The following is a 13,721-nucleotide window of genomic DNA, read 5'->3' as shown; positions in this document are numbered from 1 at the left end:
GACAGATCCTCGGAGGGTCACGCCGCACCCGGCCGAGCGCTCTCGAACCCCAACATCCGTTCCTGCACCCTCCAGTCCAACGGCAGCCGGGCGCGTACCAGCGTCTCCAGTGTCAGCTCAGGCGGCAGGGATCCGTCGAGGATCGCGGTCTGGATACGCGGGGTAAGATAGGCAAGCTGGGCACGCGGGCGGATATAGGCCTCCGTGACCCGCTCGCGTTTTGCTATCACCGAGATGGGCGTGCCTGATTGCAGCTCCGCCGCCCATTTATGCCCTTTCGCCAATCCCCGCAGCAGAACATGATCAGGGCCGCAAAAAACATCCCCGACGATGATCTTCGTCTCGACACCGCGCCGCCGGAGGTCGAACGGGGCGGTGCAGGTCAGCGCCTCGCGGGCCAATGCCGACGGGTCAATATCCAATACATTAGCCAGCATGGCGCTATTGAGATGGATCGTGATGCGCCCCCGGTCCAGATGTCCCTCGCGGACAAGGTCGGACAAGGTCCCGACATCACTGGTTCGAAGGCGCGCGGCCAATGCTTGGCCGAGCTCGACATGATCCTCCCCTGCCCTGACCTCCGGATGCTCCAGCAAGGCATGACGCCGGGCGGCCTGATCAAGGTGGTTTGCCACGGTGTTAGCGACCGACGTCTCGAAGGCCGCAGCCGGCAGGCGCCAGCCGCTCGGATCCTTTGCGCCGGACAGCAATCGGTTAGAGACATAATAACGGATGCGCGCCCTGCCCTTCTGCGTGTGGCTCGGCGTCAGACGGTCCCCGGTCGCATCGCGGAATTTACCTGTGAGCGGTGAGGCCACGTTTGCGCCGTGCTGGTGGTCCACCGATTTGCCGTTGGTTCTGGGTCTGGCACTGGCTGCTTGCAACCTGACCTGAACGCAGTCCCAGAGCGCATCGTCGATGATGGCAGGGTGCAGGCCGTCAAAGATCTTGTCCTTGTGGCGGATCCGGCCCGCATAGATCGGATTGCAGAGAATGTAGTGGATCTGGCCCCGGGAGAGCTTTCCGCCGCCTTGCACGCGGCCGGTCGAGAAGCTGTGCCGCTTGGAGCGCAGGCCAAGTCGGTCCGCTTGCTGCTTGACTGCCCGCAGGCAGCCTAGCGCCTCGTAAAGCGCGAAGAGACGCTCGACCGTGCTGCGCTCGGCCTCGTTGATCACGAGGCTACGGGTATTGGGGTCGGGATGGGCGTCATAGCCGAGGGGGGACACACCACCCATCCAGAGACCGCGCTTCTTTGACGCCGCGATCTTGTCGCGGATGCGCTCGGCGGTGACCTCGCGCTCGAATTGGGCAAAGCTCAGAAGCATGTTGAGTGTGAGCCGTCCCATCGACGAGGATGTGTTGAAGGCCTGCGTGACCGACACGAAGGAACAGTCTGCCGCCTCGAACCGGTCCACCAGTCTGGCAAAATCCGACAGTGACCGTGTCAGCCGGTCGATCTTGTAGACGACGATCATGTCAATGCGCCCCGCATCCACGTCCTCCATCAGCCTGTACAACGCCGGGCGCTCCAGCGTGCCACCGGAGACCCCACCATCGTCGTAGCGTGCAGGCAGAAGACTCCACCCCTCGCCGCGCTGGCTGGTGACATAGGCCGCACAGGCCTCATGCTGGGCATCAAGCGAGTTGAACTCCTGGTCAAGCCCGTCATCCGAGGATTTGCGCGTATAGATGGCGCAGCGAATTCTCTGGTTCATCGCACCGCCTTCCCCGACAGACCAAAGAAGCGTGGTCCGGACCAGTGCGCCCCGGTGATCTCTCGGGCAATGGCCGAGAGCGAGCGGTATGTGGTGTTGCGCCAACGAAAGCCATGTTCGGTCACATCGATGACATGCGTCACACCGTTCCACTCGCGCAGCAACCGTGCTCCTGCTTGCAACTCCGGACTGCGTTTTGGCGCCTCGTCGCCAATCATGCGCTCCAACCGTGCAACCAACCCATTCGGTAATCCCCCCATTGTGCGGGCCTGCGCCTCGAAGGCCAGTGCCCGGCGCAGGAAGGGTCGGCTCAGGCTCTTTGGTTGTGCGGTGCCGAATATCTCCTGCCAGAGCGCGCACAGGTCGGGTCGCTCCATCAGTTCGATCTCTGCGGCGGTGGTCAGTGATGGCTTGTTTGGCTTGTGCCTGGCTGGCTCGGTCGTGACTTGGGCCATGGTCGATCTCCCGATATCACGGGCCAACCCCTTGCCGGCCCCTGTACCGGAAGCAGCCCGAACTCACCTCGGGCACGGTCTCAGCAATGCTCGGATCCGCGCACTTGTCCAGTCTGATCGGGAAGAATGTCGTTGCGGGAAAACTGGCTTGGACGAGGGGATTGCAGAGGAGCCCCGCGGGTGCAAGGACACGGGGCGAATGCGCTCCATCGGCAATCTCGACGGGCCGGCTGATAGTGTCCGAGGACGTTCACTAATCGCCTTGGTCATGAGCCAATCTTTCAACGTTCCATCCTGCGTGCCGGGCTCTGAGGTTCTCTCCGCGGTCACCGCTTGGGGCCGTATGTTTGCGTTCAGGGTCGGGTGGATCGAAGTGGTGTGCGCGGTCGTTGCCGCAGTCCACGGAGCGATCTCACCCTCGCCGCGCGTCCCGGCTGGACGCATTGGGCGTCAGTCAGGGCACGTCGGGTCAAGGTTGCTCTCCTCTGTTCGCAACCTTGAATCAGAACTCACACCAAATGGGAATTGAACGTCAACAGACCTTAATCACGACACTCTCAGATAGTCTCCAATCTTACATCTTCTAAGCCAACGTCGAAAGGTTTCTGAGCGTTTATCATTATAAAGGATAATACTATACGATGGACTTTGCGCTCAAGATTTGATGGTGTCGCAATGCATCTTCCTATCCGGGACTACTGGGATGACAATCGGTCCTTTCGCTCATTCTGGGTCTACTGACGATCAAAGCGACTGGCAAACACTCTCTGACCATTTGCGAGAAACGGCGCTTCTGGCGGCTGGACGAGGCGCGAAAATCGGCCTCGAGCACACGGCCTGCCTGGCCGGTGCCTGGCACGATTTCGGCAAACATGATCTGGCGTTTCAGCGGCGCCTGATGGGAACTGCTGACCGCGTAGATCACTCGACAGCCGGGGCAGCCCTTCTGCTGAAACGCGCAAAAGGAGAGGAACTCCTTGTGGCCGAGCTTGTGGCCTATGCAATCCTCGGCCATCACGCTGGATTGCCTGATGCGACAGGGTCAGACGCCAGCATGGTCCAACGGCTGGACCGATTCCAGGACAATGTCCCACCAAACGTCACCGCGACGGCACAAGTCGAGCTTGCGCCGCTGCTGGCGGAGATCTCAGCCAAATTGCGCAATGACACAAGCAGCTTTGACCTGTCCGTGGCTGGACGGATGGTCTTCTCCTGCCTTGTTGACGGTGATTTCCGGGACACCGAGGCATTTTATGATCAGTTGGAGGGCCGCAAGAAAGATCGGGACTGGCCTGCACTGCCAGATCTCTTGCCCGATTTACGTGCTCGGTTCGACACCCATATGGCGCGGTTCACAGAAACAACCGATCTGAACCTCCTTCGCGCAGAAGTGCTTGCTCATAGCCGCGCCAAAGCAACCCTGCCGCCGGGGTTGTTCACATTTACCGTGCCGACAGGCGGTGGCAAGACTTTGGCGAGCCTTGGGTTCGCTCTGGATCACGCCGCTCGGCATGGGCATCGCCGTATCATCTATGCCATCCCCTATACATCGATCATCGACCAAACCGCCGCAACATTCCGCGACCTGTTCGGCGATATCGTGCTGGAACATCACTCGGCCATAGACACCGAGAAGCCGGGCCAGGAAGAACGCGCCAAAGCCCGGCTAGCGATGGAGGACTGGGCGGCACCGCTGGTTGTCACTACCAATGTGCAACTGTTCGAGAGCCTCTTTGCCGCCCGCCCCTCGCGCTGTCGCAAACTGCACAATATCGCCGGATCGGTAATCGTGCTGGACGAGGCGCAGAGCCTGCCACGATCGCTGCTTATCCCGACGCTTCGGATGATCGACACGCTGGGTTCAAAATACGGCTGCAGCATTGTGCTTTGCACGGCAACGCAGCCCGCCTTTGACAGCCGACAATTAAAGAAGGGTGGCTTGCCACTGGAAGGGCGGGAATTAGCTCCTGATCCGGTCGCACTGGCCAGTCGTCTGCGCCGCGCTCGGATCGTGCAGGGCGGCGCGATGGAGGATACGGCACTTATCGAGACCTTGCGCGACACACCACAAGGCATGGTGATCGTGAACAGCCGCAAACACGCGTTAGAACTGTTTCAGGCGGTGCAAGCCGAGGGTCTGGACGGCGCGGTTCACCTAACAACCCGTCAATACCCGGCTCATCGCCGCCGCATCCTAAGTGCTGTTCGACAACGCCTGAAGGACGGCACCTCATGCCGACTGATTGCAACGAGCTTGATCGAAGCCGGGGTTGATGTCGATTTTCCAAAGGGCTGGCGGGCAGAAACCGGGCTGGACAGCATTGTGCAATCCGCCGGGCGCGTGAACCGCGAAGGCAAGAACCCATTAAAAGCCAGCACACTGACCGTGTTCGAAGCGCCCGGTCAGCCGGTCCCCACTTCATTAAAACCCCTGATTGCAGCGATGCGGAGCACGGCCCAGCGGTTTGAAGACCTGCTTTCACCTGAGGCAATCCGCGACTGGTTCGAACAGGTCTACTGGACCCATGGCCCCGAGCGCATGGGACAACCGATGATCGATGCGTTTGTTTTTGGTCGCGCCGGCACCAATTTCCCCTATCGCAGCACTGCAGAGAGATATCGCATGATCGACAGTATCATGGTGCCTGTAATCATAGCCATCGAACCCGAAGCCAAGGCCGAAATTTCCCACCTTGGATTTGAACAACGGCACTCCGGCCCCATCGCCCGCGCGCTTCAATCCTACACGGTGCAGGTGCCACAAAAGGCGCGCGCCCTGATGATCCAGAACGGCCACGCCAGTTTCCACGCCCCCCACCTGCGTGGCGACCAGTTTTGCGTGCTGGAAACGAAGACCCTCTACCATCAGGACAGCGGGCTGCGTTGGGAAGACGCAGAGTATCTGGAGGATGGCATATTCTGATTCTTCAATCTGAAGAACATTTGGCCTTGTGACATACACCAAATGCGGTAACTTAAATGCAATTTGAGGGTATTAAATGGCTTATGGCATTCGTCTGCACGTCTGGGGCCAGCACGGACTGTTCACCCGCCCCGAGCTCAAAGTCGAGCGCGTCAGCTATGATGTTATCACCCCCTCTGCGGCACGCGGCATACTTGAGGCGATCCACTGGAAGCCTGCAATCTGCTGGGTGATCGACAGCATCCATGTGCTTGAACCGATCCGTTTTCAGTCGATCCGCCGCAACGAGGTGGGGCACAAGGCCCCGGCGGGCACCATCAAACGCGCGGTGAACCGGGGCGATATGCAGGGAGTGCAAATTCTGGTCGATGAAGATCGCCAACAGCGCGCCTCCACCGTATTGGTGGGTCCGCGTTATGTCATCGAGGCGCATTTTGTCCTGACCGCACGTGCCGAGGCCAGCGAAACCGAAGGCAAGCATCTGGACATCTTCAACCGCCGGGCCGCCAAGGGTCAATGCTTTCACCAGCCCTGCCTTGGCGCGCGCGAATTCGCCGCCGGTTTCGAGCTTGTCCCGCCCGGCGCCCCTCTGCCCGCCCGCAACGCGCAGGCGGAAACTCCCGATCTTGGCTTTGGCGCGCCGCGCGACCTCGGCTACATGCTGTGGGACATCGACCACGCCGCGCCCGGCCGCCCCTCGCTCCTATTCCGCGCAAGCCTGCAGGATGGCGTGATGGAAGTTCCGCAACCTGGCAGCCCCGAGGTAAAGCGATGAGCCTGATCGCCGCGCTCACCCGCGCCTATGACCGACTACCCGACGCCCCGCCCTATGGGTTTTCATCCGAAAAGATAGGGTTCTGCGTCGTTCTTAACGCCGATGGCTCCGTAGCCGAAGTAATCGACCTGCGCGATACCGACAAAAAACGCAGTCCGAAAATGATGTTGGTGCCGCAGGCTGTAAAGCGCACCGCCGGAATCGCGCCGAACTTTCTGTGGGACAAATCCGCCTATGTGCTCGGCGTCACAGTAGCCGAGGGGAAACGCACCGCTGAGGAACATGCAAAGTTCCGCGAGAAACATCTGGAATGGCTGAGCGAAGCTACCGATGCTGGACTTCTGGCTCTACGCCTTTTTCTGGAACGCTGGGAACCCATATCTTTCGCTCCCCCGCTCTGGGACGAGGAGACCCGCGACCAGAACATCGTCTTTCGTCTGTCCGGAGAGTTCGAGTTCTTACACGACCGACCCGCCGCCCGCGCGCTCTGGCGTCAACTCGGGGTTGCATCAGCTTCTGACCCGCAGATCTGCCTCGTCACCGGCACCCCCGGCCCGGTGGCTCGGCTGCACCCCTCAATAAAGGGCGTTTGGGGGGCGCAATCCTCCGGGGCCAGCCTGATATCGTTCAACCTCGACGCCTTTACCTCTTATGGCCACGATCAAGGCGACAACGCCCCGGTATCCGAGGCCGCCGCCTTTGCCTATACCACCGCACTGAACCGCTTTCTGGAGAAGGACAGCAACCACCGTATCCAGATCGGTGATACTTCGACGGTATTCTGGGCAGATGCCGAACCGGACACCGCAGAGCAGGCCGAAAGCTATTTCAGCGCCTTCTTCGACCCCCGCGCTGAGGATAGCGTGGAAACCGCCAAGATCGGCGACAAGTTGGAGGCAATCCGCAGAGGAGCACGTTTGACCGACGTCCAACCGGAACTGTCGCAAAACGTGCGTTTTCATGTTCTTGGCCTTGCGCCCAACGCGGCGCGGCTTTGCGTGCGTTTCTACTGGACCGGAGATTTCGGCGTGCTGACCGAAAACTATCAACGATACTTGTCCGACACCGCATTGCAGCCGCCTCCACGAAATGGCTGGCCGCCATTGTGGCGTTATCTGGTCGAACTGGCCGTGCAAGGCAAGCGCGAGAATGTGCCGCCGCTGATTGCGGGGGAATGGATGCGCGCGATCCTGACCGGGGCGGGCTATCCGCTGACGCTTTTGTCCACCACGCTGATGCGCATCCGCTCCGATGGCGAAGTGAACGCGCTGCGCGCGGCCATTCTGAAATCTGTTCTGATCCGTAATTTCAAATCAAAGGAGGCTCCCGTGGCGCTAGATCCCGCCAATACCAACAAGGGCTACATGCTCGGGCGTCTGTTCGCCGTCTATGAAGAAGTGCAGCGCGCTGCATTGGGCGCCAATGTGAACGCGACCATCAAAGACAAGTTCTATGGCGCAGCCTCGGCCACTCCACAGAAGGTTTACCGCACGCTGGATGCGGGATCGCAGAACCATTTTTCCAAGCTGCGCAAGGTTTCGCCCGGCAGAGCCGTCAATCTGGAAAAGCTGTTGACGTCAATCACCGATCTGATGGATCCCTGCGATGACCCAATTCCCGCATCGTTGAATTCTGCTGAGCAGGCACTGTTTGGTCTCGGCTATTACCACCAGCGCAGCGATTTTTTCCGCAAGCATGCCGACAAAACACCCGAGGTGACAGAATGACCACACTTTCCCGACGCCATGATTTTGTGCTGATTTTCGAAGTCACCAATGGCAACCCCAACGGTGACCCCGACGCAGGCAACCTTCCACGGCTTGACCCTGAAACCAACCACGGCCTTGTCACCGATGTCAGCCTAAAGCGAAAGATCCGCAACTACGTGGAATTGGCCCGCACTGGTGAGGCAGGCCATCACATCTATGTTCAGGAAGGGTCGATCCTGAACGAAAAACACCGACAAGCGTATACTGCCCTGAGAGGGGAGGGCACAGGCAAAAAGGAAGCCAAGCTGAATCCAAAAGACGATACAGAGGCGAGAGAATTGCGCGACTGGATGTGCCGAAACTTCTTCGACGTGCGCACCTTCGGCGCCGTCATGTCGACCGGCATCAATTGCGGACAGGTCAAGGGACCCGTGCAGATCACCTTTGCCAACTCGGTGGAGCCGGTGCTGCCCATGGAGATTTCAATTACCCGGATGGCCGCCACCAATGAGGCTGAGCAGAAAAAACGTGCCGAGGGCGCAGAGGAAAGTGATACCCGCACCGACAACAGGACAATGGGGCGCAAACATATCGTGCCTTACGGCCTGTATTTCGCGCACGGGTTCATTTCGGCCAAGTTCGCTGAGCGCACTGGGTTTTCAGAGGCCGATCTGGACTTGTTGTTCGAGGCACTTGCCAACATGTTTGAACATGACCGCTCTGCTGCACGGGGAGAGATGACCACTCGCAAGCTCATCGCTTTCCGCCATGACAGCGCGCTTGGCAATGCCCCGGCGCACCTCCTGTTCGACCGTGTGAAAATTGGCCGAAATGTCGATGGCGAATTTCGAGCCGCCGATGACGCCGGCCTCGGCAACCTTCGACCGGCGCGGAAGTTCAGCGACTATATGATCAGCATCGACCGCGAGGGATTGCCAATCGGTGTTGAAATTCTTGAATTGCTCTGACCATGCCTCCCCTGCCTGCCGAGATGGAACCGATCCCTCTCTCGGCGGTGCAGCATGCGGTGTATTGCTTGCGGCAGGCGGCCCTGATTCATTTAGAACGGCTCTGGGCCGAGAACCGCTTTACCGCCGAGGGTGATGTGCTGCATGCCGTGCCGACAAGGGCGGCAGCCGCAGGGCGCGTGGAGTGCGGCGGGTGCTATCGCTGCCGCTGGCCTCAAAACGACTAAACCTGACGGGAGTAGCTGATCTCGTAGAGTTTCAGGGAGAAACCCCTTTCCCTGTCGAATACAAACGTGGCAAGCCCAAGCTACACCGCGCGGATGAGGTGCAGCTCTGCGCGCAGGCTCTTTGCCTTGAAGAGATGACCGGCCAACGCGTGCCTACGGGTGCGCTGTTCTATGCCCAAACAAAGCGCCGGTCCACCGTTCCATTCGACACCCAGCTCCGTGCGCTGACAGAAGCCACCATCGCCGATCTCGCCACTGTGCTTGCCAGCCGTCAAACACCGCCACCCACCCCGCACCGCACGCGTTGTCGAGCCTGCTCCCTGCTGGAGCTTTGCCGCCCAGAATCCGTTAATCGCCCAGTGAGGCAATGGCGCGATCAGATGCTGTCCAAGGCACTAGAGGCGCCATGAAAAAGCTGCTGAACACCATTTATGTCACAACCGAAGGTGCCGCACTGAAAAAAGACGGCGAAAATCTGGTGGCCGAGATCGAGGGCGCTGAAAAGAAGCGTGTGCCCCTCCATATGCTGGCCTCGGTTGTGACCTTCGGCCCGATCTTGATTTCGCCCGCGCTGATCGGCATCTGCGCTGAACGCGGTATCACCATCGTCCTGCTTGACCGGATCGGCCGCTTTCAGGCTCGGATAGAAGGTCCGGTCTCTGGCAATGTCCTCCTGCGCCGCGCGCAATACCGGGTGGCAGACAGCGCCGAAGATATCGTTCGATCCATCGTCATGGGTAAGATCGCAAACCAGCGCGCCGTGATCCGCCGGTCCTTGCGCGACTACGGTTCTGAAATCGATCCACTCATTCGAGCTGCCCTAGAAACAACAACTGAGCGCATGGCGCTCATTCTGCGTCGGGTGCAGCTTGCGGATACGACGGTGGATCAGATGCGCGGCTCGGAGGGCGAGGCTGCCACCCTCTATTTCGCGATTTTCGATTACCTCATTCGCGCGCCCGACCCCGAATTACGCTGGACAAAGCGCTCACGTCGCCCGCCACTGGACGCCATGAACGCTCTGCTTTCATTTCTCTACACGCTCCTGACCCATGACTGCCGCTCTGCCTGCGAGGCGGTGGGGCTCGATCCGGCTGTCGGCTTTTTGCACCGCGACCGGCCCGGCCGCCCAAGTCTGGCGCTTGATCTGATGGAAGAATTGCGCCCCCCATTGGTCGACCGTCTCGCTCTGTCGCTGGTTAACCGACGACAGCTTCGCGCTCGAGATTTCCAACAGATGGAAACCGGTGCAGTGCTATTGACCGACGACGCCCGCAAATTGGTGCTGACCGCTTGGCAAGAGCGCAAGAAGGAAGAGCGCCTGCATCCCTTCCTTGCCGAAAAGGCCCCCTTTGGCTTGGTGCCCTATCTTCAGGCACAGATGCTGGCCCGCCACCTGCGCGGCGATATTGACGCCTATCCCCCTTGGTTCTGGAGCTGACATGTTGGTTTTGGTCACTTATGACGTCAATACGCTTGAGGAAGGCGGTAAAAAACGCTTGCGTCAGGTCGCCCGTGCCTGCGAAGATTTTGGCCAGCGCGTGCAGTTTTCCGTCTTCGAGATCGAAGTGGACCCCGCTCAATGGGCCAAGCTGAAAGCGCGGCTTGAAGGGATAATCAAACCCTCGTTCGACAGCCTGCGATACTACTATCTGGGTGCAAACTGGACGCGCAAAGTTGAACACGTCGGCGCGAAACCTGCCACTGACCTGAACGGACCACTTATCATCTAAATTAGTCTCGCACGCCCATTGCGAACCCCAAGCGTGACAATTTTAAGCCAATGTTCGCAGATGCGATAGCTCTTTGAAATTGTTGAAAAACCGCAAACTTCTAGGCCGCTCAGCCTGCTGAAGGGTTAATGTGTCGCCCACCTCCGCAACTTACTCCCAATTTACTCAATTTGAACAACAGCCTATACCCCACAGAGTCGCCCCCTTCCCGGGGGCGTGGATCGAAACTCTCCCTTTCCCTTTTCGCTTTTGCCGCTGCCGGGTCGCCCCCTTCCCGGGGGCGTGGATCGAAACGACCAGACGCCCGACCAGATCGGCGGGCGCCAGAGTCGCCCCCTTCCCGGGGGCGTGGATCGAAACTGTTCGTTCGACGGTCAGGAATCCCCGACGTGCGGTCGCCCCCTTCCCGGGGGCGTGGATCGAAACTTCCCGCAGCATGAGCCTGTGCAGCCCGTTACGGGTCGCCCCCTTCCCGGGGGCGTGGATCGAAACTGGTTCAGGCCGCGCGGGACTTGCCCGCACTGGCAGGGTCGCCCCCTTCCCGGGGGCGTGGATCGAAACCCAATCGGATCATCTGGGATGATTGGGAGGATTGTCGCCCCCTTCCCGGGGGCGTGGATCGAAACCGCCAGAACGCCCTGACGGTTGACGCGACCGAGCGTCGCCCCCTTCCCGGGGGCGTGGATCGAAACCGAATCGGACGCTGCCGAACACCGGCAATGCCATGTCGCCCCCTTCCCGGGGGCGTGGATCGAAACTGGCACCGTGAGCTGGAGCTTCTGCCCTGGCAGTGTCGCCCCCTTCCCGGGGGCGTGGATCGAAACCCTCGAGACCACCAGTAATCCCGGTGGGGTTCGAGGTCGCCCCCTTCCCGGGGGCGTGGATCGAAACCGCACCGTGTCGGGCAGCACGACATCGGCTGTTGGTCGCCCCCTTCCCGGGGGCGTGGATCGAAACTATGTCGGTCGCTCGCGCGTAGTTCGCGTCCGTTGTCGCCCCCTTCCCGGGGGCGTGGATCGAAACGGGCGTTTGGCGCGGTGAGCAGTCAGGGCAGCGGGTCGCCCCCTTCCCGGGGGCGTGGATCGAAACTGCCCAAATTCGCAGCCGAAGGTCAGGAGGCTTACGTCGCCCCCTTCCCGGGGGCGTGGATCGAAACTGATCATCACGCATCCCAATCTGTCGACGCCCAGTCGCCCCCTTCCCGGGGGCGTGGATCGAAACTCCGCCGCCTCAATACCGTGCCTGACGGTAGCCCGTCGCCCCCTTCCCGGGGGCGTGGATCGAAACCGTTTCGGTCCAGCCCAGCCCGCAAATCAACAAGGTCGCCCCCTTCCCGGGGGCGTGGATCGAAACGATGCCGCCGTGCGCACCGACAGTCACACCGCCAGTCGCCCCCTTCCCGGGGGCGTGGATCGAAACGGCTGATGACCCTGATCCTGCCCCGCGCCGGAACCGTCGCCCCCTTCCCGGGGGCGTGGATCGAAACAGCTTATGCTGCAATACGGCTTTATCCCGCGCTACGTCGCCCCCTTCCCGGGGGCGTGGATCGAAACTGGAAAACGGCGTTTCGGGCACGCAGTGGGTTGTAGTCGCCCCCTTCCCGGGGGCGTGGATCGAAACAAGCAGAGTAGAGAAGAGTAGAGTAGAGAAGAGGTCGCCCCCTTCCCGGGGGCGTGGATCGAAACCCACCATCCTTTGCTGGCGTCCCGACAAGCAGAAGTCGCCCCCTTCCCGGGGGCGTGGATCGAAACACTGAACAACGACTCCGCGAGGCTTGGCCGGATAGTCGCCCCCTTCCCGGGGGCGTGGATCGAAACTATCAGGCGACCACACCATGCGTCTATGCCAAGGTCGCCCCCTTCCCGGGGGCGTGGATCGAAACTTCGCAAGCTGTCACGGTTTTCGCCCAGCAGTGGTCGCCCCCTTCCCGGGGGCGTGGATCGAAACGTTTCATCAACATTTAGCTGCTAAGCGGTCCATGGTCGCCCCCTTCCCGGGGGCGTGGATCGAAACACCAGATAGAAGCCGCCGCTGTCGGATCAATGCCCGTCGCCCCCTTCCCGGGGGCGTGGATCGAAACCCCTCCCCCCCCACATAAAGGCCGCGAGCGCCCGGTCGCCCCCTTCCCGGGGGCGTGGATCGAAACCCGCCGCAACAGAAAGCACGGTAACGGTTGTGTCCGTCGCCCCCTTCCCGGGGGCGTGGATCGAAACATCACAAACACCCAAGACGCGCTCAACAAAATGATCGTCGCCCCCTTCCCGGGGGCGTGGATCGAAACCTTCATGGCCTGCAATTCGCTCACCTCCATGGTGACGTCGCCCCCTTCCCGGGGGCGTGGATCGAAACAAAGGTTTTGGCCGATGCGATCCGCTCGGGGCAAGTCGCCCCCTTCCCGGGGGCGTGGATCGAAACGAGGATGGCAAGCAACCAAGCCACAGATTCGCTAGTCGCCCCCTTCCCGGGGGCGTGGATCGAAACATCCCACCAGACATTAAATAGCCCATCCCGCGACGTCGCCCCCTTCCCGGGGGCGTGGATCGAAACAGATGGAAACATTCGGCCTTCAATTGCTGGTGGCGGTCGCCCCCTTCCCGGGGGCGTGGATCGAAACACCGCAGCGTCATGGGCTGCGTCGGTATGCTCAAGTCGCCCCCTTCCCGGGGGCGTGGATCGAAACACATGAGGGGTGGCGGCGCGGGTGGCGAAGTAGGTCGCCCCCTTCCCGGGGGCGTGGATCGAAACATAGCCTCTTACTATGAGGCAGAGGCAACATGCCGTCGCCCCCTTCCCGGGGGCGTGGATCGAAACGAACCGACAAGACAATCAACCGCAATTGTGGCGGTCGCCCCCTTCCCGGGGGCGTGGATCGAAACTATCGCATCCGGCACGCAGTCGAGACGGTTGGTGGTCGCCCCCTTCCCGGGGGCGTGGATCGAAACGGTCCGTGATCGAGGGGCCGATGCAGCATGTCGCCGCGTCGTGCCGCCACCCTGCACCGTCTCCATTGACGGTCAGATACTTTGCCCGCTACCTATTTCTTTTTGTGCTCGCCAAGATTGGTCAAGGCTTTGCCCTTCGTGAAGTCGGCTGTTGCAACGACCTTTTCCTTCGCCTTCTTGGGCTTCTTCGCTTCACGGTTGCCGCGTTGCTTGTCACCTTTGGTCATTTCAGTTTCTCCTGATTCTGGATTCTCTTGGCGAATTGATGAGTGTT

Annotated in this window: 10 protein-coding genes and 1 CRISPR repeat array; of the genes, 7 read left to right on the top strand and 3 right to left on the bottom strand. The window is 60.6% G+C overall.

Annotated features, from left to right (window positions below):
• Positions 1 to 17: 17 nt before the first annotated feature.
• Both BSG08_RS16960 and BSG08_RS16955 read right to left on the bottom strand, forming a co-directional pair.
• Positions 18 to 1,715 carry a recombinase family protein gene (locus BSG08_RS16960; protein WP_093039036.1) on the bottom strand — a complete coding sequence of 566 codons (1,698 nt, stop codon included), beginning with the start codon at positions 1,713 to 1,715 and terminating at the stop codon, positions 18 to 20.
• Positions 1,712 to 2,170, bottom strand: a complete 459-nt coding sequence (locus tag BSG08_RS16955; RefSeq protein ID WP_217649908.1) for a DUF2924 domain-containing protein — start codon at positions 2,168 to 2,170, stop codon at positions 1,712 to 1,714. Before BSG08_RS16955 ends, BSG08_RS16960 begins: the two co-directional genes overlap by 4 nt.
• 703 nt (positions 2,171 to 2,873) lie before the next feature.
• On the opposite strand from BSG08_RS16955, the gene BSG08_RS16950 reads away from it, so the two are divergent.
• The 7 genes from BSG08_RS16950 (at position 2,874) to cas2 (ending at position 10,505) form a co-directional block, all read left to right on the top strand.
• Positions 2,874 to 5,093: a CRISPR-associated helicase/endonuclease Cas3 gene (locus BSG08_RS16950; RefSeq protein WP_093039035.1), complete on the top strand. Its 2,220-nt coding sequence runs from the start codon at positions 2,874 to 2,876 to the stop codon at positions 5,091 to 5,093.
• 76 nt (positions 5,094 to 5,169) lie between these two features.
• On the top strand, positions 5,170 to 5,868 hold the full coding sequence (gene cas5c / locus BSG08_RS16945) for a type I-C CRISPR-associated protein Cas5c (RefSeq protein WP_093039034.1): 699 nt from the start codon (positions 5,170 to 5,172) through the stop codon (positions 5,866 to 5,868).
• Positions 5,865 to 7,595 carry a type I-C CRISPR-associated protein Cas8c/Csd1 gene (gene cas8c, locus BSG08_RS16940; protein WP_093039033.1) on the top strand — a complete coding sequence of 577 codons (1,731 nt, stop codon included), beginning with the start codon at positions 5,865 to 5,867 and terminating at the stop codon, positions 7,593 to 7,595. The genes cas5c and cas8c overlap by 4 nt, the downstream gene beginning before the upstream one ends.
• Positions 7,592 to 8,545 carry a type I-C CRISPR-associated protein Cas7/Csd2 gene (gene cas7c, locus BSG08_RS16935; protein ID WP_093039032.1) on the top strand — a complete coding sequence of 318 codons (954 nt, stop codon included), beginning with the start codon at positions 7,592 to 7,594 and terminating at the stop codon, positions 8,543 to 8,545. The genes cas8c and cas7c overlap by 4 nt, the downstream gene beginning before the upstream one ends.
• A 193-nt stretch (positions 8,546 to 8,738) precedes the next feature.
• Entirely contained in the window at positions 8,739 to 9,182 is a 444-nt protein-coding gene (gene cas4 / locus BSG08_RS16930) for a CRISPR-associated protein Cas4 (protein ID WP_245770736.1), read from the top strand.
• Entirely contained in the window at positions 9,179 to 10,213 is a 1,035-nt protein-coding gene (gene cas1c, locus BSG08_RS16925) for a type I-C CRISPR-associated endonuclease Cas1c (protein WP_093039031.1), read from the top strand. Before cas4 ends, cas1c begins: the two co-directional genes overlap by 4 nt.
• Before the next feature lies 1 nt (position 10,214).
• Positions 10,215 to 10,505 carry a CRISPR-associated endonuclease Cas2 gene (cas2, locus tag BSG08_RS16920; protein ID WP_093039030.1) on the top strand — a complete coding sequence of 97 codons (291 nt, stop codon included), beginning with the start codon at positions 10,215 to 10,217 and terminating at the stop codon, positions 10,503 to 10,505.
• A gap of 196 nt (positions 10,506 to 10,701) precedes the next feature.
• Positions 10,702 to 13,447: a CRISPR direct-repeat array (repeat unit 32 nt; unit sequence GTCGCCCCCTTCCCGGGGGCGTGGATCGAAAC).
• A gap of 92 nt (positions 13,448 to 13,539) precedes the next feature.
• Here the strand turns inward: cas2 and BSG08_RS19850 are convergent.
• On the bottom strand, positions 13,540 to 13,674 hold the full coding sequence (locus BSG08_RS19850; protein ID WP_093039029.1) for a hypothetical protein: 135 nt from the start codon (positions 13,672 to 13,674) through the stop codon (positions 13,540 to 13,542).
• Between the last annotated feature and the right edge of the window lie 47 nt (positions 13,675 to 13,721).

The organism is Roseovarius azorensis (assembly GCF_900109455.1).
Lineage (GTDB): Bacteria > Pseudomonadota > Alphaproteobacteria > Rhodobacterales > Rhodobacteraceae > Roseovarius > Roseovarius azorensis.
The sequence above is the reverse complement of the archived record's forward strand: the minus strand, read 5'-3'. Positions and strand labels throughout refer to the sequence as shown.

Coding starts and splice junctions, on each gene's coding strand:
- BSG08_RS16960 (WP_093039036.1), bottom strand. CDS start 1,715: ATGAACCAGAGAATTCGCTGCGCCATCTATACGCGCAAATCCTCGGAT.
- BSG08_RS19850 (WP_093039029.1), bottom strand. CDS start 13,674: ATGACCAAAGGTGACAAGCAACGCGGCAACCGTGAAGCGAAGAAGCCC.
- cas7c (WP_093039032.1), top strand. CDS start 7,592: ATGACCACACTTTCCCGACGCCATGATTTTGTGCTGATTTTCGAAGTC.
- BSG08_RS16950 (WP_093039035.1), top strand. CDS start 2,874: ATGACAATCGGTCCTTTCGCTCATTCTGGGTCTACTGACGATCAAAGC.
- cas5c (WP_093039034.1), top strand. CDS start 5,170: ATGGCTTATGGCATTCGTCTGCACGTCTGGGGCCAGCACGGACTGTTC.
- cas1c (WP_093039031.1), top strand. CDS start 9,179: ATGAAAAAGCTGCTGAACACCATTTATGTCACAACCGAAGGTGCCGCA.
- BSG08_RS16955 (WP_217649908.1), bottom strand. CDS start 2,170: ATGGCCCAAGTCACGACCGAGCCAGCCAGGCACAAGCCAAACAAGCCA.
- cas8c (WP_093039033.1), top strand. CDS start 5,865: ATGAGCCTGATCGCCGCGCTCACCCGCGCCTATGACCGACTACCCGAC.
- cas2 (WP_093039030.1), top strand. CDS start 10,215: ATGTTGGTTTTGGTCACTTATGACGTCAATACGCTTGAGGAAGGCGGT.